Annotated in this window: 20 protein-coding genes; 6 read left to right on the top strand and 14 right to left on the bottom strand. The window is 39.6% G+C overall.

Features of this window, described 5'->3' with window-relative positions:
* Positions 1-81: 81 nt before the first annotated feature.
* From A33Q_RS04685 to A33Q_RS04655, 7 genes are all read right to left on the bottom strand, one after another.
* Entirely contained in the window at positions 82-3,489 is a 3,408-nt protein-coding gene (locus A33Q_RS04685) for a HEAT repeat domain-containing protein (RefSeq protein ID WP_009032351.1), read from the bottom strand.
* A gap of 196 nt (positions 3,490-3,685) precedes the next feature.
* Positions 3,686-4,267: a hypothetical protein gene (locus A33Q_RS04680; RefSeq protein WP_016254671.1), complete on the bottom strand. Its 582-nt coding sequence runs from the start codon at positions 4,265-4,267 to the stop codon at positions 3,686-3,688.
* Positions 4,218-5,762, bottom strand: a complete 1,545-nt coding sequence (locus tag A33Q_RS04675; protein ID WP_009032349.1) for a hypothetical protein — start codon at positions 5,760-5,762, stop codon at positions 4,218-4,220. The genes A33Q_RS04680 and A33Q_RS04675 overlap by 50 nt, the downstream gene beginning before the upstream one ends.
* Before the next feature lie 165 nt (positions 5,763-5,927).
* On the bottom strand, positions 5,928-6,875 hold the full coding sequence (locus A33Q_RS04670) for a DUF4097 family beta strand repeat-containing protein (protein ID WP_009032348.1): 948 nt from the start codon (positions 6,873-6,875) through the stop codon (positions 5,928-5,930).
* Positions 6,868-7,254 carry a TM2 domain-containing protein gene (locus A33Q_RS04665; protein ID WP_009032347.1) on the bottom strand — a complete coding sequence of 129 codons (387 nt, stop codon included), beginning with the start codon at positions 7,252-7,254 and terminating at the stop codon, positions 6,868-6,870. The genes A33Q_RS04670 and A33Q_RS04665 overlap by 8 nt, the downstream gene beginning before the upstream one ends.
* Positions 7,247-7,552 (bottom strand): DUF2752 domain-containing protein, encoded by a 306-nt coding sequence (locus A33Q_RS04660; RefSeq protein WP_040489950.1) that lies wholly within the window; start codon positions 7,550-7,552, stop codon positions 7,247-7,249. The genes A33Q_RS04665 and A33Q_RS04660 overlap by 8 nt, the downstream gene beginning before the upstream one ends.
* A gap of 110 nt (positions 7,553-7,662) precedes the next feature.
* Positions 7,663-8,748 carry an oxygenase MpaB family protein gene (locus tag A33Q_RS04655; RefSeq protein WP_040489948.1) on the bottom strand — a complete coding sequence of 362 codons (1,086 nt, stop codon included), beginning with the start codon at positions 8,746-8,748 and terminating at the stop codon, positions 7,663-7,665.
* A gap of 50 nt (positions 8,749-8,798) precedes the next feature.
* Here A33Q_RS04655 and A33Q_RS04650 point away from each other — a divergent pair, with 50 nt between their 5' ends.
* Positions 8,799-9,692: a TolB-like translocation protein gene (locus A33Q_RS04650; protein ID WP_009032344.1), complete on the top strand. Its 894-nt coding sequence runs from the start codon at positions 8,799-8,801 to the stop codon at positions 9,690-9,692.
* Between the two features lie 2 nt (positions 9,693-9,694).
* On the opposite strand, the gene A33Q_RS04645 is transcribed toward A33Q_RS04650, so the two are convergent.
* The 3 genes from A33Q_RS04645 to A33Q_RS04635 form a co-directional block, all read right to left on the bottom strand.
* Positions 9,695-10,321: a carbonic anhydrase gene (locus tag A33Q_RS04645; RefSeq protein ID WP_009032343.1), complete on the bottom strand. Its 627-nt coding sequence runs from the start codon at positions 10,319-10,321 to the stop codon at positions 9,695-9,697.
* Between the two features lies 1 nt (position 10,322).
* Entirely contained in the window at positions 10,323-12,071 is a 1,749-nt protein-coding gene (locus A33Q_RS04640; protein ID WP_009032342.1) for a SulP family inorganic anion transporter, read from the bottom strand.
* 289 nt (positions 12,072-12,360) lie between these two features.
* Positions 12,361-13,560 (bottom strand): exo-beta-N-acetylmuramidase NamZ family protein, encoded by a 1,200-nt coding sequence (locus tag A33Q_RS04635; RefSeq protein WP_009032341.1) that lies wholly within the window; start codon positions 13,558-13,560, stop codon positions 12,361-12,363.
* Between the two features lie 40 nt (positions 13,561-13,600).
* Between A33Q_RS04635 and A33Q_RS04630 the strand changes: the two genes are divergently transcribed.
* On the top strand, positions 13,601-14,818 hold the full coding sequence (locus A33Q_RS04630; protein ID WP_009032340.1) for an ABC transporter permease: 1,218 nt from the start codon (positions 13,601-13,603) through the stop codon (positions 14,816-14,818).
* Here the strand turns inward: A33Q_RS04630 and A33Q_RS04625 are convergent.
* Positions 14,796-15,548, bottom strand: a complete 753-nt coding sequence (locus A33Q_RS04625; protein ID WP_009032339.1) for a polyprenol monophosphomannose synthase — start codon at positions 15,546-15,548, stop codon at positions 14,796-14,798. The two genes, A33Q_RS04630 and A33Q_RS04625, sit on opposite strands and share 23 nt — an antisense overlap.
* A 103-nt stretch (positions 15,549-15,651) precedes the next feature.
* Here A33Q_RS04625 and A33Q_RS04620 point away from each other — a divergent pair, with 103 nt between their 5' ends.
* Together A33Q_RS04620 and A33Q_RS22340 are read left to right on the top strand one after the other, a co-directional pair.
* Positions 15,652-16,368, top strand: a complete 717-nt coding sequence (locus A33Q_RS04620) for an ATP-grasp domain-containing protein (RefSeq protein WP_235062774.1) — start codon at positions 15,652-15,654, stop codon at positions 16,366-16,368.
* A complete protein-coding gene (locus A33Q_RS22340; protein WP_016254667.1) occupies positions 16,361-16,543 on the top strand; it encodes a hypothetical protein in 183 nt (60 codons plus the stop codon). Before A33Q_RS04620 ends, A33Q_RS22340 begins: the two co-directional genes overlap by 8 nt.
* A gap of 310 nt (positions 16,544-16,853) precedes the next feature.
* Here the strand turns inward: A33Q_RS22340 and A33Q_RS04615 are convergent, their stop codons facing one another.
* Positions 16,854-17,612 (bottom strand): tetratricopeptide repeat protein, encoded by a 759-nt coding sequence (locus A33Q_RS04615; protein WP_009032338.1) that lies wholly within the window; start codon positions 17,610-17,612, stop codon positions 16,854-16,856.
* 161 nt (positions 17,613-17,773) lie between these two features.
* Here A33Q_RS04615 and A33Q_RS04610 point away from each other — a divergent pair, with 161 nt between their 5' ends.
* Together A33Q_RS04610 and A33Q_RS21470 are read left to right on the top strand one after the other, a co-directional pair.
* Positions 17,774-18,199, top strand: a complete 426-nt coding sequence (locus A33Q_RS04610; RefSeq protein WP_009032337.1) for a heavy-metal-associated domain-containing protein — start codon at positions 17,774-17,776, stop codon at positions 18,197-18,199.
* Positions 18,200-18,221: 22 nt separating this feature from the next.
* Complete coding sequence (locus A33Q_RS21470) at positions 18,222-19,307, top strand: globin family protein (protein WP_009032336.1); 1,086 nt, start codon at positions 18,222-18,224, stop codon at positions 19,305-19,307.
* A 27-nt stretch (positions 19,308-19,334) separates the two neighbouring features.
* Here A33Q_RS21470 and A33Q_RS04600 read toward each other — a convergent pair whose 3' ends face one another.
* Positions 19,335-21,050 (bottom strand): ABC transporter ATP-binding protein, encoded by a 1,716-nt coding sequence (locus A33Q_RS04600; protein WP_407635778.1) that lies wholly within the window; start codon positions 21,048-21,050, stop codon positions 19,335-19,337.
* Positions 21,051-21,191: 141 nt separating this feature from the next.
* Positions 21,192-23,348, bottom strand: a complete 2,157-nt coding sequence (locus A33Q_RS04595; RefSeq protein ID WP_235062773.1) for a carbohydrate binding family 9 domain-containing protein — start codon at positions 23,346-23,348, stop codon at positions 21,192-21,194.
* Positions 23,349-23,548: the final 200 nt, after the last annotated feature.

The following is a 23,548-nucleotide window of genomic DNA, read 5'->3' as shown; positions in this document are numbered from 1 at the left end:
TGGCGCATAAATCAGTCCAAAGACTGGGTTGTAAAAGCAATTAGCCTAAAATTTCTGATTCGAAACTTCATTAGAACCTAATCAATCCTTTAATGTCGCTAAATAGGCTACTAAATCTCTGATTTCCCTTCTGCTCAATACAGCCTTCATATCAGGCATACTGGATGGAGCATCTCTCCTTTCGGCAATATCCTTTTTCTGTACCAAAGTATCTGGACTGCTACCTTGCTTGACAAGAATAGACGCATTGTTTTCTTCAGCCAATACACCTGTAACTCTATTTCCACTCTCAAGATTTAAAGTAATGATGCCATACCCAGGAGCAATCCTTTTGCTAGGATCTACCAGTGACTCCAAGAGTTCCTGTCTGCTCAAATTTGAAGCAATGCCATTCATGGCAGGACCTACATTTCCTCCCATATCATCGTAAGCATGACATCGCATACACTGTCCCGTCTGAGATTGAAAAAAAATGGTCCTACCTTTGACGACATCTCCACCATTCAGGCTACTCTGATAGGAAGCGATCATATTCCCATCCCATAGCTTGGCTGCGGCATCAGCATACTTTGCCGTAAGACTGGGATCATTTGCAGATTCTACAGCTTCTGACAATTCTAACAAAATATCAGTTGGCAATTTGTCCTCAGCCATCTTCACCAAGAGTTTATCAAATGTCTCTTTAGTATTTTCTACAGGCAATTTACCCAGCGCAATCAGAGCAGCTTGTTTTTCTTCTGTTGTTCTTTTTTCGATTACTTCAGACAACAGGTTAACTTTCAACTCCTTATCCAACTCCAACTGCTCTAAAAGTGTAAGTCCTGCAACTCTCACAGACTTATCATTTGCTGCCAATGCTTTTTCTATGGCCTGCGGTGTTTCTTTGGATTCCATTCTTGCTAAGGCATTTACAGAAGCTATTTTCACTTCTGCAGAAGGATCAGTGCTGATCATAGCCAGTAAAACCTCCGATGCATCGCTAATTTCCAAACGGCCAATAGACTTAACAGTACTTAACCTAATGGATTCGTTTCTATCTTTCAACAAACTTTTCAATGCAGCTGATGAGCGCTCTCTGACCAATTGTCCTTCCCTGTTTACCTCACCTCTGTAGCGACCATCTACCCTATCCAGAACAGATGGCTTTGTCCAGGTTCCCAATGCCTCAATGGCTTCTTGCTTCAAAACAGCTGGTACATTTGGCTTCTGAATATAGGCTATCAGGTTTTGCATGGCTTTTTCAGTACCTACCCTCAGGTTTGCGTTGATCGCTCTTCGAATCAAAGGTTCATTCTGATATTTGGTGCTGACCAGTAAATCTCCCAAAACCGGTAAGGCAGGCTCAATAGAAAAATCATCGTTGATAGCCCGGGCCAATTCTGTCAGAATGTACTCGTCCTGTTCCTGAATAAAGTTGACAATACCAGGATGCTCCAATCTCCTTAAGGCTAAAATGGCACCTAATCTCACTGCCTTACTCGGATGGTTCCACAGCTCAACAACTTTATCAGGTTCATTGATCCTTGCCAAGGCCAAAGAAGCGGCATGTCTGATGTAGGCGTCCTCATTATCATTTCTTTCCAAGAGCCCAACCAAAGGCTTAAATGCTGGTGCATATTCCATACGCCCTATGGCTTCAGCAGCAAAAAATCTATTCCTGGCATGCTCATCCGTAAGCAACGCCAGTAAATACTCTCCGGCCGGCTTGTATTTGATATCCCCCAGCCATTTGGCTGCTTGGGCCCGAATTTCTGGGTCTGTATCTTTCAGCAAAGGAATCAGCTTTTTCGCATAATCCGGATTATCCATTCTTGCCTGCTGGCTGATTCCGACTATTGCATTGATTCTGGCCAATTGATTTTCTTTCTGATCTATGGCTTTTTGGAAAACAGCCGCGCCTTTATCTCCTCTTTTAGCCAATTCAAATTGCGCTTTCCTTCTAATTCTCAAATCTTCATACATCAGATGATCTAAAAGCTCATCCTCAGTCATTTTCTTATAATCCAGCACTATCCTTCTCTGGGTTTCTTTTCTGGCCTCCCAAGAAGCACCTTCCTCATCATCCAATTTCCAGATTCTTCCGTAATTTTTATTGCCCCAGCCATTGATCCAATCTGCCGCATAAATGGCTCCATCAGGCCCAAAGTCTATTCCTGTTGGTAACATATGGCTTTGGATCATTTCTGTCTCCGCCAATTCAAAAGTAGCTCCCTGGGGCTTGAGTTTGAAAGCGTGAATCCCGGAACGTGCGGGGTTACCTACAAACTCAACAACGAAAAAAGTGTTTTTCCACCTCGGAGCTAAAGCTGTACCTGGATTATATATCATCCCCGTAGGTCCGTTGACATAGTTAATAATCGGAGGGGTAATGTAGGCTGCCTGCCCCTCATGTCTAGGGATATACATTTTTTCATCCATCCAGACCTTATAAGAGTTGTTATCTGGATCTCTATATTTTCCAAACTGCCAATTAATCCTCCAACCGGTATCGGAACCATTGACCAAATAAACCAAACGCTCACTTTCACCTCTATGGTCGCCGTCATTATCCACCGAAATCAGATTGTTGTACTCATCAAAAACAAACTCGTGGGTATTTCTGACTCCCATGGCAAAAACTTCGAAGTCCGACCCGTCCGGATTGGAACGTACAACCACTCCCCTGTTGGGGTATTTCCATTGTTTGCCATCCTGATCTACTCCATTGAAACCTATATCTCCTATGGCCCAATATATTCTCCCATCGGGCCCAACTGTAGCCCCTGACATGCCATGTGCTCCAAACCCGATATGAATGCCATATCCATGGGAAATGGAGGTTTTCTCATCTATCAATCCATCCCCGTTTTTGTCCTGAAGCCTCCACATATCCGGACCAACTCCTACAAAAAGATCTCCCTCATGCTTGAGGACTGCGGCTGCTATATCAGTAACTTCCTCATGAAAGTCTTCAACCACCCTTTGGGACCAATCAGCCAAGCCATCACCATCGGTATCTTTGATGCGGTATACTGATTCTTTGATTTCCAACATGTCCCTCCAATCATGTGAGCCGTCATTGTTGTAATCTTTGAGCCATTTGTTTTTCTCCGAATTTTCAGGAGCAAGCTCTCTTCTTAAAAAAGCTCTTTTTCCCTCAATATCCTGAAGTGAAATGGACTCGATCTCCCAATCCTGATGGCCTCGGATATCAAACTCAACCTTTCCAAGTCTACCCGAACTGGTGTAATACAATGACCCATCGTCATCCATACTGATAGAAATAGGATCCACTATCATGGAGTCAACTGCCCATAGAGACATAGTAAGTCCCTCCGAAAGCTGAGGATTTATAGTAGCTTCAATTTCTGAAGCCATTTTGCGTACCTCTTCGTGATCCATTTGGGTGATGTGAAGTTCCTCGGAGGATTTTGGTTTTTCCTGACAGGCGAAAGCCATCATAAGAAGCATAGGCAGCAGTGACCTGCCAGAGCAAAGAGTAGGTTTCATAGGTCTATTGTTCAATCGATTGAAATGATTTTCAATATATGAAAAAACTAAAAAAATCAATTTCAAAACTCAGGGAAGGGAAAAAGAGCAGGTTGAATGGAGAAGATTTGAAGCAGCTCATCTAGACAAATGAATAGTGCAACATTGGTGCCTTGGTTTAAATGAATTTCTTGAGTGATGTGAAAATTACAAAAGATTATTTTTGTTCAGAGGCAATCAAAAGTCTTCTGTCTATTCCTTTCAATCCCTGTGGAAACCGGGCGTAATATTTAAAATGTTCCCAATTATATTGCGGGTAATCTATGTAATTGATGAGCTTGGACTCAGCACTGTAGTTGGCTAGGGTAATTCCTATATTAAAGGGAGCAGTAAAAATAAAAAAATAACCATTCAATAATGAAGCAGCTGTATTAATTGCACCCCAAGCCAGTATTTGATTGGCATGGTGGTTAAAAAAAATCAACCTTGCAGAAAGCACATCATTTTTATGGATAGATTCAAGGTTTCTTTCACGCATTATAAACAGGCTGTCGCTTTCAAAACCCATGAATTCACCTTCTATGTTCATTTGCCCATGGATGGAATTGATTGAAATCCAGCCACCATTGGCTGTCGTCTGCAAATCCAATTGATTCGGTACTTTCCCTCTAGGCGCAAGGGTATTTTTACTGCAGGAAGACAAGATAAATAACCCTGCCAAGAACAATAAAAAACCGGAATATTTGATTTCAATAAACATAGCGACTGCTCCAAAATGTCTCTTCCATAACTGGTTCATACTTCTTATAATCTTTGGCCACTTTCCTTAAAAAAGCCTCTGGATGATTTATCATCTGCCTAAGCTTTCTGAAATTCTGCTCTTTGGACCATTCCTCTCTCATCCATTCCAAATAATATCCTTTCGCATCTAGAAATACTTCTCCATCCTCAAAAGGTAAATCATAATGTAAGTCATATTTATCTCCAGGAAAAGTGACCAGATAGCTATCTGAATCAAGTAATTTGCCCAATGGATTGATTTCATCACCATTCACCCTGATTACCTCAGTAGGAGCCAATACTGCGGGATAAACCTCATCATGTATTTCGGCCAATGAGAGATAATCAATTCTCCACAAACCCCTATTGAGCACAACCTTGATTTCAATATCCCTTTCAGAGAAATTAGGTAAGGTAATAAGATTGAAGTCAGAGGCAATTGGACCTGTTTCAGAAACAGAGCTGATGAAATTCCAAACCCCAAGTGAATCTTTCATATAAATGTCCACGCCGCCCAGCAAATTGAAAACCTCAAGCTGACGCTTTCTATTTCCAAGCTCGTAATCCGTCAAAAAATAAGAGGCAGCATCTCCCATATAGGCCAAACCTTGGTAAAGGAGGTAGGTTGTCATCATTGTCTGCCTTTTCCCGATAATAAGGCCTTTGGGATTTTGACTTTGATTATCAAAACGCAAATGTATTTCTTCTTTAGAATTTAGATTTTCAGGATCACTTTCTGAAAAATACTCCACCTGATCCACAGACCTGACTTGGGGTAAACAATCCCCAAGGAAACTGTCACAGTTTAAGGGCTCCACCATTTCACTACATTGAAAAAACTTCCCCTGACCATCTGCAAAAATTCTACCTTGGCCCGATTTTTCAAAAACCAATAAGTTAGCATACCGGATAGAATGGGTTTCCATGGCCTCATTAGTTACTGTAAGCTTGAAATCCTTCATGTATTTGGCTTCATACAGCATATCGATATCATTTTTTTCCAGTGAAGGCATGATACTCGTAGAAAAGCTTTCAGCTAGAATTTTGACCGTATCTGCTGTTTCAGCATAGAAAGTGGGACAAGAACCAAAACAACTTTTAGGACTGATCAAGCAATAGGTCCCCAATCCTCCTACTAAGCCTGACATAAAAACCAAGCCTCCCCCCAATTTAGTCCCCACTTCATTGGTCTCCACGAGTACCAATTGATCTAATTCTACTATTAATATAGGGAACCTTTCTCCTTGTTTAGCTTCTTTAATTTGCCTCCTTCCAATATCCAGGTGTTTTCCAAATCCTACTAGCTGATTCGCTTTGGTGTCAATATGCCATTCGTTTAAGATGTATACAGTCCCATCCTTCATATGCGCTTTGATGAATTTATTAGTAGTGCTGCTATTTTTAAGTTGATCAGTTGTTTTCAACTCCCTTACAATTGTCGCTGTGGTACATGAAAAAAACAGGAGAATCAACAATGTCCCATAAAAAGCTGGATTTATCTTTGACGTTTTCATAAATTCTGCTCTAAAATTTTATACTGAAATTTACAAATTCAATATTTCCTTAAAACTCAAAAACAGATAATCAAAAAATTATTATTTGCAAAAAATGAAAAAAGCTCCTTTTGGAGCCTTTTACTTTAGTTGTCATGGGTTATCAGTGATTTGAAATTTTTAAAATCAATTAGAAATCCTAATAGATCCGCTACCTACATTTCCTCTTACAGTATGTTTGGAATTGTTGTCTATTTTTAATGACTTGGAGCCAGACTTATCTCCTACCTTCAGGGATCCACTACCTGCACTTAAATCAAAGTCAAAATCTTCTAAATTACTGGAAGTCTCAATTTTAACAGATCCTGAATTGGCATGAAATGCTGTTTTGGAACCAAATCCGGAATTTTCTGCTCGAATACTTCCCGAACTCGCTTTCAACTCACCCAATTCCCTGACATTATTAAGCCTGATAGAACCTGAATTTACCTGAGCGTCTGCAATTCCCTGTACATCTTCCAACTTGATGCTTCCAGAACTCGCTTTAGCTTTGACATCACCAAGAACATCTTTCAATCTGATACTGCCTGAATTGACCTTACAAGCAAGCTCCCCGCTGATACCTTCTCCCCTGATACTCCCTGAACTTGCCGAAAAGTTCCCGGTCTCCACTTCAACACCCATTAACTTGACACTCCCGGAGTTTGCTTTGAGGTTGATTTCCTGATGTTTGACATTCATCACATCAACAGACCCGGAAGTACATTTTAAATCCAGCTTGATTTCCTCTGGTCCGATCAAGGTGATAAAACCGTCCATCTTGCTGGCAAAGTTCCAACCGATTGTTTCTGAATTACCAACCAATTCTATTTTCAACTTGGAACCGGATTGCCTATATTTCACTTCAAAACCTCTATCCTCGGGTACTTCCAGGAAAGCACTCAAATAAATGTTTTTTTCTCCACTCCTTCCCTCATAAGAGACTTCCAAAAATCTGCCATCCACTTCTATTTCCCTGACTCCAGAAAATGTCTCGTCATACTCTTTTATCTCTGTGTTTTCAGGAAAATAGCAGGCAGTAGCCAAAAGACTACAAATCATGACTACTGCCTGTACCCATGTATGCTTAGTCATTATTCTGGGCATTAGGAGTAGTTAATGGACCACCATTGGACATCATGGACAAAGTCTCATGAGCAACCTTGATATTGTACTCATAGGCCAAACTTTTGTAATTGACCAAATCCACAATGGTACCTATAAAGCATAATCCCAAAGTAAGAATATAAAGAATTCCCAAACCTACCTGTCCAAGAATAAAACGATGCAAACCGGCAAAGCCAAAAAAACCAAGCAAACAAAGAATCAATATCATTTGATTGTCCTTTCTTCTTGCTCTGTACACTTGTGCAAAGAGACTGGCCTGCTCGTCGTCCATATTTTTGAGGATACCTTGAATATATCCCAGTTCCATGCCTTCCAACTCAGGAAGGTGTCTTAATACATTAGCCATAGTGATTAGTAGTTTTGATGTTTCGGATTAATTGAATGATGCGATAAACAATCACGGCGAAAGCAAACATTGCCAAAGGATGCATGGACCAGGAAGCTTTGATATCTCCCTTGGTAAGCAAACTCATGGCCCTACCCAATCCACACCCGGGACACCAATGGAAGCCTAGGTTATCCAATGGACAAAGTGTGAAATGGTGCCCCCCGTAAGGATCTATCAGAAAAATGCCAATCAATGCACCTATCCAAAAGATGAGCTCCAAGGGAAATACCTGTAATATGCCAGTGATTTTCTTCATCTGTGCATCAAAATACGAAAAGGATGCCACAAGCAAAAAACGGCCTTTTAGGGCTTGAAAACTATATCCACACAACTAACAACTACAATAACGGACAAAAAAGTGTACGATTATGAACGTTTCACAATAGGAACGGACAGCTGAATCACTTCTTCAAATTTATCCTTCTGCCTTTGTATAAACTGACTTCTGATTTTCTGATATGACATCTTACTGCTTCCTTCTTTCCAAAAATTAAATCTCAATAATAAGCTGACGGCGTCTTTTGGCAAATTAACTTTCTGTTTTACTCCTAAAGTATCTGATACTTCTCTGCCCAAAAAAAATGAAACCAGGCTTTCTACCAGTTGGGAAAGGTTTTTATCCGGGATATCATCTTGATAAAAATTAAGTAGAGAACGGATCAGCTTTTGTCCGGCCTCGCTACTTCTAATATGACGTATACGGATTGATTTTTCCAATTCAAATGCTTCCTTGGCATTTTCTGGCCAATAATTGACATCTATTCCCAAGTAGTAGGCAATCAATTTCCAATAATGCAAGATGGCTTCATAGGTCTCCTTGCCCGGAAATCTGTTCAGTTTTTCCAAGCCACGCATGACGACCAATGAAAAAGCCAAATTGGTTCCAAGCAGGTCTTCTTGATTGATCGGCTTTCCCCACTCCTCTTTCCAATCTTTGGTATATTTTAAAATAAAATACCTGCTAAAAGCATGGATCAACCTGACTTTGGCTATGCTCAGCAAGCCTCTATCATCGGAAAGAAAAGTATCTGGCCTAAAACTATCCAAAAGAAACAAAGCTGTTTCAGATAATCTTTTACCTACTTCATCAGTAATTCTTTTTGACCTTACCAAGACCTCTGCCCCATCTCCAAAAGCATAACAATAAGGAAGAGAATAGAAACCCAACATAGAAAGGTAATAATGGCCTTCTTTTGAAAAATAATCCTGGGCCATGATTATTTTTTGCTTATCTGCAAATTCCGCTTGGAGAGCAAAGCTTTGGAAGTATTTTTGCACGGTTCTGGGTAAATGCGTCCAATCTTGATTCTGAGGTAATGTAGAGAGCGAATTGATGAATTTGCAAGCTTCCGGATCCAAAACTAAATCTGCTACTGATGCGTCAGCTAAATCATCAGCTTGCAGCCTCAATTTATCCAAATGTTCGTTCTGATATAATTTTAATTTACTCACCTCATGCTAACAATTATGGGGCGTTTAAGTTTGAAACAGTAAATAGATTTATGCAAAAGCAATTCATTTCCACACTTATAGTATTCGTTTTATTTTCCAGTTTGGCCATTGCCCAAACAGCCACAGATCTGATTGTCATAGATGCCAAAGCAAATGGCAACAAGTTTCATCTAGAAACGAATACCACCAAAATACTGACTGACAGAAATTTATATGACAATCAGCCTAGCTTTATTAATGAAAAACAGATGGCATTTTCGGCAGCAGATGAAAAAGGGAATCACGATATTATCATCTACAATTTCGAGGCTGATAAATTTACCAATCTGACAAAGACTTCCGAATTAAACGAATTCTCTCCAGCAATCACAGATTGCGGATTGTATGTTTCTGCTGTTACCGTTGAAGAAGATGGTAAGCAAAGACTATGGCTATACCCAACTAACTTTGGTGAACCTGAACTGCTTTATGATGACATTGAGCCAGTGGGTTACTATGATTGGTATGATAACAGAGCTGCTATGTTTGTTCTTGGCAGTCCCAATAAGCTCATTTATCCTTTTTCCAAGGAAGACATATTGACCATCAGTCAAAATGTAGGAAGGACTGTGAAAAAGAAGCCTAAGAGTAGCATCATCACATATATAGATAAGAGTGACAAAAAGGAAGAAAACGGTAAAATCCGTTACGCCATCAAAGGATATGATTTGAAGAAAAAAAAGACCTTAGAGTTTGGTTATACCTATCCAGGTTCGGAGGATTTTATCTGGTTAAATAAAAATCTGCTTTTAATGGGTAATGAAGAGGAGCTTTTTTACAGAAAAGCCAAAAGATCCAGCTGGGAGTCTGCTGGAAAAATTGACTTGGCAAGCTATCAAAACATCAGCCAAATGGCCTATTCTCCTAAGCTCAGGAAACTAGTGGTGGTAATGGATAGAAAGTAATCCTATTCAGTTTCCTTGAAAGTGGGTTTTATCCTATATTTTTTCTTAAGATCGTGGACCAATCCTGTTGAAAAATCAAATACCCAAGCGTGGAGTTTAAGTTTGGTACCATTATCCAGAGCCTGTTTGTAAACGGAAGTCTGTTTGATATTTTCTATTTGTTCCAGCACATTCAATTCTACCAACTTATTGAGTTTATCTTGCTCAGAAACGATCAGGTCCAACTCCTTTTGATGATGCCTGATCACGTCTTTTATATTGGCAAGCCAATTATCCAACATGCCATTACTTTGGTTTTCATAGGCTGCTTTTACACCTCCACAACCATAATGACCATAGACTATAATATCTTTGATACCCAGGTTTTCTACTGCATACTGCATGACAGAAAGGAAATTCAGGTCTGTGTGAGAAACCACATTCGCTATATTTCTATGGATAAAGAGTTCGCCCAGTTCTATACCCAAAACTTTGGATGGGGAGACTCTGCTATCAGAGCAGCCCAAAAGCAGTGCAATGGGTTGCTGCCCTTCTTCTAGTTGTTCAAAAAAGTTACTCCTCTGAGACAACATTCCAGCTGCCCATTCCTTATTATGAACAAGGTATTTTTCTAAATCAAGCTGACACATCTTATTTATTGGTTTGGATTGCGTAAGTGGAATATTTTTGGATCATTTCGTCATCAAAAGCTTTGTCAAAAGCAGATAGCGCAAGATTATCGTCAAGGAATATATGATCAGCACCCACACATTCGAGTATACCCCATCTGTTGAAAACATCCCGGACGGGTCCTTTGATACTGCTCATACAAACATCTATTCCTGATTTTCGCCAATCCAGGATCCACTCGTTCAGTTCATGTGCTCCGGTACTGTCTATATTGGTGACACTTTCCATGTTAAAGACAATCATTTTCAGTTGCTGATCTCTTTCTTCTATCCAATTATCCAGTTTACGTTTGATGAATTCTACATTGGCAAAATATATCGGACCATCGATTCTCACCATGAGCAACTCTTTTCTTGATTCCAAATCAGAAAATCTCGCAAGGTTTCTAAAAGTATTTGTTCCCGGAACTCTGCCCAGCTGTGCCATATGCGGCCTTGAAGCTCTATATATCACCACCAAAAGTGATAACACCATTCCTGCAATAATACCTGTTTCTATACCTAAAGTTAGGGTAATCACAAAAGTTGCGATCAACATGGCAAAATCCGATTTATCTTTGTGCCATAAGTGTACAGGTTCTTTGAAGTCTACTAAACCGGAAACTGCTACTAAAACAACAGCTGCCAATATAGCACTGGGTAGATTATAAAATAATCCGGTAAAAAACAACAAGGTAAGCACGATCAGTACAGCAGAAATAATGGAAGCCATGGTTGTTTTAGCTCCTGAGTCATTGTTGACCGCTGTTCTGGAAAATCCTCCGGTAACTGGATAACCTTTGAAGAAAGCAGCTCCAAAATTGGCCATACCCAGCCCTATCAGCTCTTGATTAGCATCTAGTTTATAATTTTTGTGTTTGGCTTGTATGGTCTTTGCCACTGCAAAACTTTCTGCAAACCCCACCAAAGAAATAGTCAGTGCAATGGGTAATAATTTACCCCAGATTCCCACATCAAAAGTGGGTGAAGAGAAACCAGGCAGTCCGCTAGGTACATCACCTACAATTTTCACTCCTTGCGCAGTAAGATCAAATCCTGCAACTAAAGCTATCCCAACAATCACCGCAACTAGGGGTGCAGGAAAGCTTTTGTGGATCTTTTTACCAAATTTGATAATGATAATTCCAATCACTCCGATTCCGAAAGTCAGCCAGTGAATATCTCCTACGTTTTGATAAATAGCCACCATCATTTCCTGAATATGTTCAGAATTAGGTAAATTGATACGGAGCAAATGCTTGACTTGACTTAGGCCGATGATAATAGCAGCTGCCGAGGTAAAGCCGTTGATGACCGGGTGAGAAAGAAAATTCACTACAAAACCCAGCCTCAATATTCCCATTCCAAATTGAATCAGGCCAACCAAAAAAGCCAGAGAAAGAGCATAAATCAAATATTGTTCTGGAGACTCAGGATTGAGTCCAGCGATTCCAGCTGCTGTCAAAAGGGATACCATGGCTACCGGCCCCACAGCCAATTGTCGGGAAGTTCCGAAAATAGCATAAAGCAACAAAGGGACAGTTACGGCATAGAGACCATGAATGGGTTCAAGGCCAGCAAGCATGGCATAAGCCATTCCCTGAGGAATGAGCATGATACCTACCGTCAGACCTGCGGATAGGTCACCTTGAAGGTCAGATTTTTGATACTTTGGAAGCCATTCCAAAATGGGGAAAAATCCTTTAATACTTTTACCTATATGCTTATTCATTGATATTGTTCTTGAATTGAAATTAGCAAAAATCAGGTAGAAAATGATTTTACCCGATTACAGATACAAAAGTCAGCACTTTCAAAAGATTTTTCGGTGATGTTTGTTACACCAATCATACATTTAAAGGTGATTCTCTAAAATCCTTATCTGATTATAACTTTCTTCTTCAGAAAGTTCAATTTATAAGTTTATAGACTTCCTTAGGCAATTTTCAATGAATCTCAGAATTGAGCTAAATCAGGTTCTTCCTTCAAAACTGGTAAAAGTTCACGCAAATTATTAATCCTTAGTACATCAAATATTTTTCTCTTACATTTTTATAAGCTTCCAGATCATTTTGCCAAGAAGCACGGATTTGCTCTTCTGTTTTTCCTGCAAGAATATCCTTTCTCAATTGGTCTGTTCCAGCCAGTTTATCAAAGAAATTATTGAAAAACTTTTCCTTTTTTCCGGATAGATGGTAGGCCCTGAGCAAATGCTCCAAGGTAAACCTGTGGTCCAGGTTTGTGTCCCTTAAGTCTACCCCAAAGCACTTCTTATCTTTTTGAGGAGGATTTTTGGACATTCCTTCTATACTTACCGGGGTAAACGTAAATTCTCCAAATTTCGGATCGGGATAGCCATAAACCTGAAAAGGGAAATATGTCCCTCGACCTAAGGAAACGTCTGTTCCTTCAAAATAACAAAGTGAGGGATAAAGTCTGATGGAAACATCATTTGGAAGATTCGGCGAGGGCTTAACAGGAAGACTGTATTGCTGAGAATGATTCCAATTTTGTACTGAAATGATTTCAATATCTGCCTTGACCTTATTTTTCAGCCAGCCTTCTCCATTAATCATTTTTGCCAACTCCCCTACTGTCAATCCATGGACTACAGGAATGGGATGCATGCCAACAAAACTCTCATACCCTTTTTTCAAAACCGGCCCGTCAATATAATCACCATTAGGGTTGGGCCTATCGAAAATCAAGAGAGGCATTTTATTTTCAGCGCAGCTCTCCATCACATAATGCATGGTGCTGATATAGGTATAAAATCTCACACCTACATCCTGAAGATCATAGATGAGTATGTCAATGTCACTAAGCGTCTGCGCTGAAGGTTTTTTATTGTCCCCATAGAGAGAGACTATGGGGAGTCCTGTACTTTTGTCTATTTCTGAATTCACAACTTCACCAGCATCAGCATCTCCTCTAAAACCATGTTCAGGCACAAAAACCTTGACAACATTCACTCCTTCCATCATCAAAAAATCCACCAGATGCATATTGTTTTGCGAAGTAAGAATGGCAGTTTGATTGACTACCAGACCAACTCTTTTACCCTCCAACAGGTGTAAATATTTTTCAGGCTGGTCAGCCGCAGGAAGTATTTCTACTTTAGGATTTGGGTGCTGACTTTCCTGTTTCTCAGTTTTATTCTTACAAAAAGCGAAAGAACTGATTAAAAAACTGAAAAGAATCATCAATTTGAATGGCTTCATAGTTAATTTGCGCTAGATTTTGACCAAAATACTAAAATCCTTGAACCTTTCTTATTTCATTGCCAAAAGAATCAGTTTTAAACGTACAGGCGGTTTCACTGGAACCATACATCGCATTGCTGTTGCCTCAGTAGCAATAGGAATCGCCGTCTCTCTGATTTCTTTTATGATTTTGGGCGGCTTTCAAAAAGAAATTTCCAATAAGGTTTTTTCCTTTACAGGGCATTATCAGGTGATGAAATTCATGTCCAGCAATGCCTTTGAGGAGTCTCCTACCTCTATGGATTCTGATTTTTATCAAAATTATCAAAATCAGGATCAAATCAGGCATGTTCAAGTTTTTGCTCACAAGCCCGGATTACTCAAAGGAGAGGATGAAGTAGAAGGTGTATTGATGAAAGGTGTAGGCCCTGACTTTGACAGTCTTTCCTTTCAAAATTCCATTGTAAAAGGACGGTTTTTGCAATTCAATGACAGCATGGCCAGCAATGAGGTAGTGATGAGTACCAAAATTGCCAATAAGCTCCTTTTGGATGTAGGAGATCGGGTAATCATGTATTTTGTGCAGGATCCCCCCCGATTTAGGAGACTTGAAATTGTCGGGCTATATGAGACTTTCTTGGAGAATTTCGATGACAAAATTATCCTGGGAGATATTCAAACCATCAGAAATCTCAGTGGATGGGACTATGATCAAGTTGGAGGATTCGAGGTTTTTGTGGATGACCCCAGTAAGCTGGAAGCCTATGCAGATCCTCTTTATAAAATGCTTGACTATGATCTAAGATTGGTCAAAATCACAGACAAGTACCTGGAAATCTTTGACTGGTTGCAATTGCTCAACAACAATGTCTACGTTTTCCTGGGATTGATACTTTTTGTTGCTGCCTTCAACATGGTTTCAATTCTTTTTATTTTGATCATGGAAAGGACGCAAATGATTGGGATTTTAAAAGCCCTGGGATCCACTAATAAGCAAATCCGCAAAATATTTGTCTGGAATGGGGTCCGCATCATCGGAAGAGGGCTCTTGATCGGCAATTCGTTGGCTTTGACTTTAGGTTTTCTTCAGGAAAAGTTCAGGTTGATTCCGCTGGATCCTGAAAATTACTACATGAGTTTTGTACCTATATTTTGGAATTGGCCGGTTTTCTGTATCATCAACATTGCCGTATTGGTCGTCACCACATTGGTACTATTTATTCCAGCGATGTTGATCAGCAACATTCATCCCATCAAGGCGATACGCTTTGATTAGGCTTATAGCGTCTAAATAGGCTCTTGAATTTCATGTAGATGACCCCCATTACAGCTTCCCGGAAAATATGTGTGCTCATTTTTGAAGTTCCTCTTGTCCTGTCTGTAAATATGATAGGAATCTCTTTGATATTGAAGCCTAACTTCCAGGCTGTAAATTTCATTTCAATCTGAAAAGCATAGCCTATAAAGCGAATTTTATCCAGATTGATAGCCTGTAAAACTTTCCTCGAGTAACATTTAAACCCTGCTGTGGCATCTTTGATTGGCATTCCTGTTATGAATTGCACGTATTTACTCGCAAAAAAAGACATCAAGACCCTGCCCATTGGCCAGTTGACTACATTGACTCCTGTAATGTAACGTGAGCCTATTACCATGTCTACTTCGGGATCAGAACATGCTTTAAACAGCTTTAAGAGGTCTTTTGGGTTATGGGAAAAGTCGGCATCCATTTCAAAAATAAATGCATAGCCATTTTTTAAGGCATATTTAAAACCTTCTATATAGGCAGTACCTAAGCCCAATTTTCCCTTTCTTTCCATCAGATGTAATCTTTCCGGGAATTGCTCTTGAAGGCTTTTCACAATGCTTGCCGTTCCATCAGGGGAACCATCATCAATTACCAAAAGCTCAAAATCACCCTCCAATCCCATAATTTCCAGGACAATATCCTGGATATTTTCCTTTTCATTGAATGTAGGGATGATTACTAACTTTTCTTTTTCCATATAAAACAAAAACCAAAAATAGAATTTCTTGAACGCAATTTTAGTTTTGAAGTCTTAAAATGCCAAAATTGGGCTAATATTGCTGAAAAATAAAGATTGCATCATGAGAATAGCGGTAATCACTTATGAAGCGAGGGGATCCTACTCCGCAAGTAGTGTAGCAGATGAAGATTTGGTTTTGGAAAAAATCCTGAATGAGCTTGACCTGAATTTCAAGTTTGAAATTTGGTCAGACAAGAATGTAAATTGGGAAAATTATTCTTTAATCCTTCTGAAATCACCTTGGGATTATTTTGACCGATATACCGAGTTTTTGGATTGGTGCAGGCATATCAAAGACCTTGGAATTCCTGTTTACAATAGTATAGATACAGTAGTATGGAATTCTGATAAAAGGTACCTCAAGGAAATCCAGGAAAAAGGCTACCCCATTGTACCAACTGAATTTATCGAAAAATCAACTCTGCCAGATGTGGAGTCAATTTTCAGGCTATTCAACACAGAAAACTTGGTTTTGAAACCCACAGTGAGTGGTGGTGCAAAAAACACCATGAAACTCTCAAAAGCAACTTGGAATGAAAAGAAAGAAAGCATACTTTCCTTGATAAGGAAGGAGGATTTTATGTTACAGCCGTATGTCAAGGAAGTAGCAGAGGTTGGAGAATACTCCTATCTGTTTTTTAATGGAAAATATTCGCATGCCATTCTAAAAACTGCTAAATCAGGTGATTTCCGTGTCCAACATTTTTTTTGGAGGAAGCATCAAAAATATAGAGCCCAGCGATCATCAATTGCAATACCTTCAAAACCTAGTGAATGAATTTGCCAAAAACAGCCTCTATGCTCGTGTAGACGGCGTTTGGATTGAAGGTGTTTTTTACCTTATGGAATTGGAATTGATAGAACCTTATTTATTTCTCTTTACATCAGCCTCTGCAAGGAATAACTATAAAGCTGCTCTAAAAAATATCATAGAAAGCCTCAAAGTGAAATAATTGAAATCCAATTCAAGAATGCCCCGTCAGATATGGTCTAACTATGGAAAGTGGAGTTTTTATTGTTAATAATGCTTGAAAATTAAGTTTTAATTGAAAACCCTTTAAACTCTTATCTCCATTATATTTCATTTGTATTTTTATTGTATTTCTACTCTATTTCTATTGTATTTCTACTTTATTTCTATTGTATTTCTACTGTATTTCCACCTTATTTCAATTGTATTTCCACATTATTTCAACTGTATTTCTACTCTATTTCTATTACACTTCTCCAGAACCTCAAAAAATCAAGTAAAAATAGGTTTCATTACCCACACCTCTCAAGCCACATTTTGGCATACCAACTTCCTTTGTTTGCAGCTTCTTGGAGATCCTGACAACCCGAGGGATCATTGGCATTGATTTTTGCATTTCCCCTTCTGGCCAAAGCTTCAATATGATCAGGTTTAATTTTTAAAACATGATCAAAATCTTCCACTGCCCAGGATGAGTGCCCGACCATCATCCTACAAATTCCTCTATTATATCGTGCAGAGAGGTTATCGGGATCATATTTCAAACTCATATTAAAAGAGCCAGCAGCCCCCAACAAATCTCCTATTTGAGACCTTGCCATTCCTTGGTAGTAATATACCCGCGCATCCTCAGGCTCCAGTTGCTTAGCTATCTGAAAAAATTCATCTGCCTGTTTAAACCTCCTATTTTTAATCATAGCCCTGCCCAATAAAAAAATAATTTCAAAATCTTCCGGATCATGTTGAGCAGCTTTCAACAAGTAAATTTCCGAATTTCTGAAATCTCCCATTTTCCAAAACAACTTACCAATACCTGCATGTGCCTGAGCATATTTTGGGTCAAGTTTCAAAATGGCTTCATAATCTTTTTTGGCTAAAGCGAAATCTTCAAGCTCCTCGTAAGACCTGGCACGCATGTGCAATGCTCTGACATCTGTCACATTGATAAATAAGGCATTGGAAAACATTGAAACTGCTTTCTCATATTCCTGCTGCTGGAAATAATACTCACCCTCATTGTAAGTTCCCAAACAGGAACTCAACAAAAGCATTAGAATAAAGCTGTACAAACACTTCATAATCAAACTAATCTTACTTTAAAACTAATAAATTAAAATTTAAAATGATAGCTAAAAAGAAAATTTTCAACAAACGGTTGCAATCCATTTAAAATTTCTTGGTCGTATATGGTTTAAACCAAAACCATAATGTCATGTTCAAAAGAATTTTAATAGGAGCCATCTTCCTAATGTCCTTTTTAGTAGGTGTTTTGGCAGTCCATATCTATATGGTCACTAAGCCTCAAAAAGGCTCAATAGCCACCATTACAATGAGCCGAATAGACTTTCCGCATTCCTTATCCAATGAAGAAGGAATACAGATTAAAAGTTTCCTGATGAATAAAGAAGGAGTTAAAGATGTAAGGGTCAATTTTTCCAATGGACATATTATCTGTCTTTATGACCGCAAAAGACATTCTCCGCACGTTTTGGTGGAAGAAATCAGTCAAACCCTAAAGTTAGAGGCAAATTTATATCAACCTACTGATGAAATGCTGGCACAGAGCTGTCCGGCCATTGATAAAAATTCAATTACCTACAAACTGGGAGCGTTTTTTCAAAGATCTTTTCAAAATTAATCTTTAACTAAATTCTACAATTATGAAACAGATGAATGCTTGGCTTTGTGCCTCTTTAATTCTTGTGGCTGTGGCTATTAGCTCCTGTGAGCAGGAGGAGGAAATGCCTGCCCCACCTATGATGGAAGAACCTGATGATTCTTTTTATGCGACGGCTTTGGGTGGTGAAACCATGGTCCAGGACCCATTGAATTCAAGTCAAATGATTGAACAGGGTTTCCTCAATCTCCGGACTGTAGTAATCAATACCGTAACCACAATAGCAACCAATGAGGGTGGTAGGTACGATGACCTACAACCCTATTTCTCGGTACTTTTGGCAGAGGTTGGTAGGGATGAAACTTCCGGCTTAAATATGCTTGTAATGGATTTTACAGAATTTTTGGCTGAGGCTACTGGTGCCAAAAATTTTGAATATTCTGGTTTAAACATGGCTGCAGCACATGATCCTTCCAGAAATTCCAGGATGAACGGATTGATCAATAATGCTGATTATGATTTATTTGTACAGGCGGTTGTAGAAGGTGCAGCCCAAGCAGGAATTACCTCAAATGAGGTTTTAGGTCCTGTAGGAGATCTCCTGGAATCAGTGAGACAACCTATTGTGCAAAGAACCGATGGGGAAATGCTCAACCTATACACAAGATTAGGTGGATCCGGACTTGTTGCTGATCCTGATAATGAAGGTGAACTGATAGAAGCCGGGTACATCCCTTTGCGGGCAGTTGTAACCGAAACGGTACTTGTCATTGCAACAAATAATGGAGGTACTTATGATGATTTATTACCTTATTTCTCGGTATTACTTGCTGAGGTTGGAGCAAATGACTTCTCAGGATTTGAAACTCTGGTAGGAGACTTCTCTGATTTCCTGGCGTCTAATATTGGGTCCCAAAACATACAGTACACAGGTCTAAACATGGCGGATGCACATAATCCGCAAGTCAATTCCAGAATGACAGGTTTGATCACAGAAGCAGATTATGACCTCTTCGTAGGCGCTGTGGTAGAAGCTGCCTTAAATCTTAGTGTTCCGGAGTCTATCATCCAAGAGTTCGGAGGTTTGCTATTGAGTGAAGGTTTGAGGGATGCAATTGTCCAAGGCTAAGCAAGTGTAGATTACAGGGCAGACATTTTAAATTCTTGCTTGATAGGTATATAGTTGATAATATCTCCCCTCTCTGGCAATGAGTTCATCATGCTTGCCCTGCTCTACAATTTCACCTTTTTCAATTACTAAAATCTGATCTGCTTGCCTGATTGTACTAAGCCTATGCGCAATAACAAAAGTAGTCCTTCCTTTCATCAACTCCTTGAGAGATGCCTGAATCAAAGATTCACTTTCTGTATCCAAATTGGAAGTAGCTTCATCTAAAACTAAAATCCTTGGGTCAGCGAGTATTGCTCTTGCAATGGCAATTCTTTGTCTTTGACCACCTGATAGCTTGACTCCTCTTTCTCCTATCAAAGTATCTAATCCATCTTCAAATCTTTCGGTAAATTCCTGAACATGCGCTGCTTTTACTGCTCTCATAAGTTCAGCTTCATGGGCATTGGGTCTGGGAAAAAGAATATTTTCCTTGATAGTTCCTTCGAATAAAAAATCATCCTGTAAAACAACTCCTAACTGGGAGCGGTACGAATCAAGAGTTACTTTCTGCAAATCATAACCATCTACAGTGATTATACCTGATGCAGGATTCAAAAATGAAGCCGCTAGCCCAGCTATCGTAGTTTTCCCGGACCCGGAAGTACCTACCAGTGCTGTCACAGAGCCTGCTGGAGCATGAAAACTGATTGCTTTGACGACATCCTTGTCTTCCTCATAAGCAAAAGATACTTGGTCAAAATTAATATTACCGACTATTTTCGGTAAAGCTATTGTCCGTTGACCGGATGAATTTTCCAAAGGATAATTCATGATCTCTTCTGTTCTGTCCAAGCCAGCAAAAGCCTCGGTAAATTGACTCCCTATATTGCTCATCTGGACTATAGGCGCAATCATAAATCCCAAATAAAGCGTGAAGGCTAGAAAATCACCAAATGTCATCTGCTCATCCATGATCATGTATCCACCTATCCCCATAATACCCGCAGAAGCAAGCCCAAGAAGAAATGTGGCTGAAGAGGTAACAAAACTCGTTGCCGTCAAGCTGGTTTTCACATTCAAAAACAAACGCTCTACCCCATTTTCAAAACTTTTGATTTCCTGCTCCTCAGCATTGAATCCCTTGATCACCCTAATTCCTCCAAGCGTCTCGGTCAGTCTACCGGTAACTTCTGCATTGATTTTTCCTCTTTCCCGAAAAATTGGCCTTATCCGTCCAAATGCTTTCAATGAAATCAATCCAAAAATAATAACCGGAACCAGCACATAAACTGTCATCAATGGACTGATATAAATCAGCAGTGCCAAAGAAATCACAGCAGTCAAAATCCCTCCGATCATTTGAGCAAAGCCTGTCCCTACCAAATTCCTGACACCTTCTACATCTGTCATGATTCTGGAAACCAACTCTCCAGTTTTGGTATTGTCAAAAAATCTGATCGGTAGCTGAATAATATGTCTCTGTACTTTTGACCTTAACTTGGCAATCAAATGCTGTGCTTCCACACTGAGAATCTGTGTAAGTGCATATGAAGTAATGGATTGAATTGTAATGGCTGCTACCACGCCTATAACAAGCCATTTGAGCATTTGCAGGTCATTGGAAGGAATGACATCATCCATCAATATCTTACTGGCACCAGGTAATACCAGTCCCGACAAACGGGAAATGACAATCAAAAAAAGTCCTAAAAATAAATGTTTTCTTCTGGGCCAAATGATAGTCTTGAAGACATGACTCATGGTGACCCGATTTTCTTTTTTGGTGTTTTTTGCCATTGGATATCTTTAAAATCAAATGATAACATTTCCTTTATCAGAATAAGTTCTTTTAGGCGATAATCCGGAAAAAAAGTAAACTCAATTAGCTTGTTTTCAAATCTATCAGAACCTAAATGTGTACGCTAATTTAACGTTTGTCCTATCTTCAATAGAAACAAAACGCTCTAAGTATCTCTGCCAATTATGGTTGTAAACAATAAAAAAAGTATTCCCTGGATCAATCACCCATGCAAATCTGGTGTTGGTGCCCACGAAATTGGTAATGTTGTCATATTGGATATTGAAATTGATTGAAACCCAAGGGGAAAAGTCATAGCCTGAAACTAATCTGAATATATGTGTATCAAATTCACCCTCAGCAAGCCTGACCTGGCTATGTTCCCAGCTTGCTGTCATATTCAATCCAACAAATGGACGCATAAATAAATCAGCAGACAGGTTTAATTGGCTTCCTGTCCAAAACCCTATTTTTTGATAGGTTAATGAACCACCTATTTTCCTAAAAGGAGCAGATCTAAATGAAACATTATACCCAAGATTATTGAATTCTCCTGGCTGAATTACATACTCTCCATCTCTCAAAATATCAAAAGGCCGGTCTAGCCATTCAAAATTATGCTCAGCACCAAATTGAAGAATATCTCCTGATTCAAACCTGATTCCCAGTAACCTCAACCTATGATTTACAGTAGCTGGTCTCCAGTCCATTTCCATCAGGTATTCAAAATAATATTGCCAGCTCAGCTCTCTCACCAAACCACTTTTTTCCCAAAGCGGATTGTAAGTAATAGTAGGCTGTAAGCGCCTGAAGCCTACCCTTGGGGCGAATCCAACAGCCGGATCATAATTGATTCCAAATTCTCTGTAAGAAACATGTGCATCCCAAGGCTGATTGGGGAAATTAATCCTTCCACCCCTTACCGATCTATCCCAAAGACTGCTTTCATCTCCTATATAGGTTTCTGTATGCCCCACAAAAAATGCTTCAAACTGTAGGTTTTTATTTCCCATAAACCTGGAAGTGTTGAGGCTGACATCGGCCCCCAAAGTCTCTCTGACAGGCAAGCTATCTCCATCTGTATCTCTTCTTGTGTACACCACCCCAACTGTACTTTCTTCAGAAATATTCTGAACCACTCTTCCAATTGTAAAATTCTCCCCGGGCCGCTCGCCCTCTGCTCCGGTTCTCACTTGTAAGAAACCTACATCTGTATTTTTTATACGGCCTATCAATCTTCCTCCATGCCGGATGGGAATAGGCCTTCCCTCCTGAAGCCCTATCCTCCTACTGAAATATGGATTTGGTCCACTGGATGGGGCAAATAAAAAAATATTAGAGCCCTCCAGAAAGAATGCTCTTCGCTCTGGAAAGAATAAAGGAAAACGGGTGAGATTGATCTGCCTGTCATCAACCTCCGTTTCCGCAAAGTCAGTGTTAATTGTAATTCCAGCCTTTAGATTAGGTGTAATGTTGTAATTAATCTCACCTCCTGCATTGTACTGATATTCTGACTGTTTCTCTGATTCCGGATCCTGTCTTTGCCTTACTTGAGAAGCAATGGCGTAAGGAATAGCCTCTACACCAATCCCTTGATTTAAATTGATCAGTCCCGTTAACTTTCCTGCGTCCTGAGGTCTTAGAATGCCTTGGTTTCTTTGATAGCCCGTCCACAGTACATCCTCATTTTTCCTCCTGATAGTTCGTAAAAAATTGATTCCCCAAGTATCGTTACTGGGCTCGAAGTTCAAGGTCATAAAAGGAATACGGATTTCAGCAGCCCAACCTTCCGGGGTCTGTACTACCCATGCTCTCCAGATACCATCCCAAGATCGGTTTACAGAAGTCCCCTGCCCAACCCTGAGAATCCCATCTCCCATCAGCCCAAGAGGATTGACTTCAAAGTAAAATGAGGAACGTTGGTCATTATAAGTGTCCAGAATAAAAACAAACTTGTCATCTGTATCCAAAGGTGAATCTCTTCTTCTCTGAAATGCTTTGATCCGGTCCGGTTCGGAATCATAAAAAATGGCTGAGATATATAAGTTTTGTGCGTCATATGCTATTCTAACTTCAGTTTTTTCACTTGCCGGATTTCCAGGCACGGGCTCCTGTTGCCTAAAATCTGTGGCCGGAGTGATTTTGGACCAGAAATCCTCATTGGAATAGCCGTCAAGAACAATTTCTTCATCTGGAAGTAGCCTGTATGCTTCAAGTTCTTGGGCATGGAGCTTCCCTAGAAAAAGGAAAAGTACTATCACCAAAGATGTTTTTACAATCTTTCGAAAGGAATTCATCAGGTAAAACTCTCAATTTTAAATACTCCCTCCACTTACAATATTACCAATGGTCTATATCTCATATTTGAATTCCTATTTCAAGATTGGTGGTTGTATTTTCCACTACACAAAAATCTTCGACAGAATCATTTGCCATTATTCCAAGATTCTTCTACCATAAA

The organism is Indibacter alkaliphilus LW1 (genome assembly GCF_000295935.2).
Lineage (GTDB): Bacteria > Bacteroidota > Bacteroidia > Cytophagales > Cyclobacteriaceae > Indibacter > Indibacter alkaliphilus.
The sequence above is the reverse complement of the archived record's forward strand: the minus strand, read 5'-3'. Positions and strand labels throughout refer to the sequence as shown.

What these genes read in the sequence shown, in the direction of transcription:
- A33Q_RS04685 (WP_009032351.1), bottom strand. Translation starts at nt 3,489, where the DNA reads ATGAAACCTACTCTTTGCTCTGGCAGGTCACTGCTGCCTATGCTTCTT.
- A33Q_RS04680 (WP_016254671.1), bottom strand. Translation starts at nt 4,267, where the DNA reads ATGAACCAGTTATGGAAGAGACATTTTGGAGCAGTCGCTATGTTTATT.
- A33Q_RS04675 (WP_009032349.1), bottom strand. Translation starts at nt 5,762, where the DNA reads ATGAAAACGTCAAAGATAAATCCAGCTTTTTATGGGACATTGTTGATT.
- A33Q_RS04670 (WP_009032348.1), bottom strand. Translation starts at nt 6,875, where the DNA reads ATGACTAAGCATACATGGGTACAGGCAGTAGTCATGATTTGTAGTCTT.
- A33Q_RS04665 (WP_009032347.1), bottom strand. Translation starts at nt 7,254, where the DNA reads ATGGCTAATGTATTAAGACACCTTCCTGAGTTGGAAGGCATGGAACTG.
- A33Q_RS04660 (WP_040489950.1), bottom strand. Translation starts at nt 7,552, where the DNA reads ATGAAGAAAATCACTGGCATATTACAGGTATTTCCCTTGGAGCTCATC.
- A33Q_RS04650 (WP_009032344.1), top strand. Translation starts at nt 8,799, where the DNA reads ATGCAAAAGCAATTCATTTCCACACTTATAGTATTCGTTTTATTTTCC.
- A33Q_RS04645 (WP_009032343.1), bottom strand. Translation starts at nt 10,321, where the DNA reads ATGTGTCAGCTTGATTTAGAAAAATACCTTGTTCATAATAAGGAATGG.
- A33Q_RS04640 (WP_009032342.1), bottom strand. Translation starts at nt 12,071, where the DNA reads ATGAATAAGCATATAGGTAAAAGTATTAAAGGATTTTTCCCCATTTTG.
- A33Q_RS04635 (WP_009032341.1), bottom strand. Translation starts at nt 13,560, where the DNA reads ATGAAGCCATTCAAATTGATGATTCTTTTCAGTTTTTTAATCAGTTCT.
- A33Q_RS04625 (WP_009032339.1), bottom strand. Translation starts at nt 15,548, where the DNA reads ATGGAAAAAGAAAAGTTAGTAATCATCCCTACATTCAATGAAAAGGAA.
- A33Q_RS04620 (WP_235062774.1), top strand. Translation starts at nt 15,652, where the DNA reads ATGAGAATAGCGGTAATCACTTATGAAGCGAGGGGATCCTACTCCGCA.
- A33Q_RS04615 (WP_009032338.1), bottom strand. Translation starts at nt 17,612, where the DNA reads ATGCTTTTGTTGAGTTCCTGTTTGGGAACTTACAATGAGGGTGAGTAT.
- A33Q_RS04610 (WP_009032337.1), top strand. Translation starts at nt 17,774, where the DNA reads ATGTTCAAAAGAATTTTAATAGGAGCCATCTTCCTAATGTCCTTTTTA.
- A33Q_RS21470 (WP_009032336.1), top strand. Translation starts at nt 18,222, where the DNA reads ATGAAACAGATGAATGCTTGGCTTTGTGCCTCTTTAATTCTTGTGGCT.
- A33Q_RS04600 (WP_407635778.1), bottom strand. Translation starts at nt 21,050, where the DNA reads ATGAGTCATGTCTTCAAGACTATCATTTGGCCCAGAAGAAAACATTTA.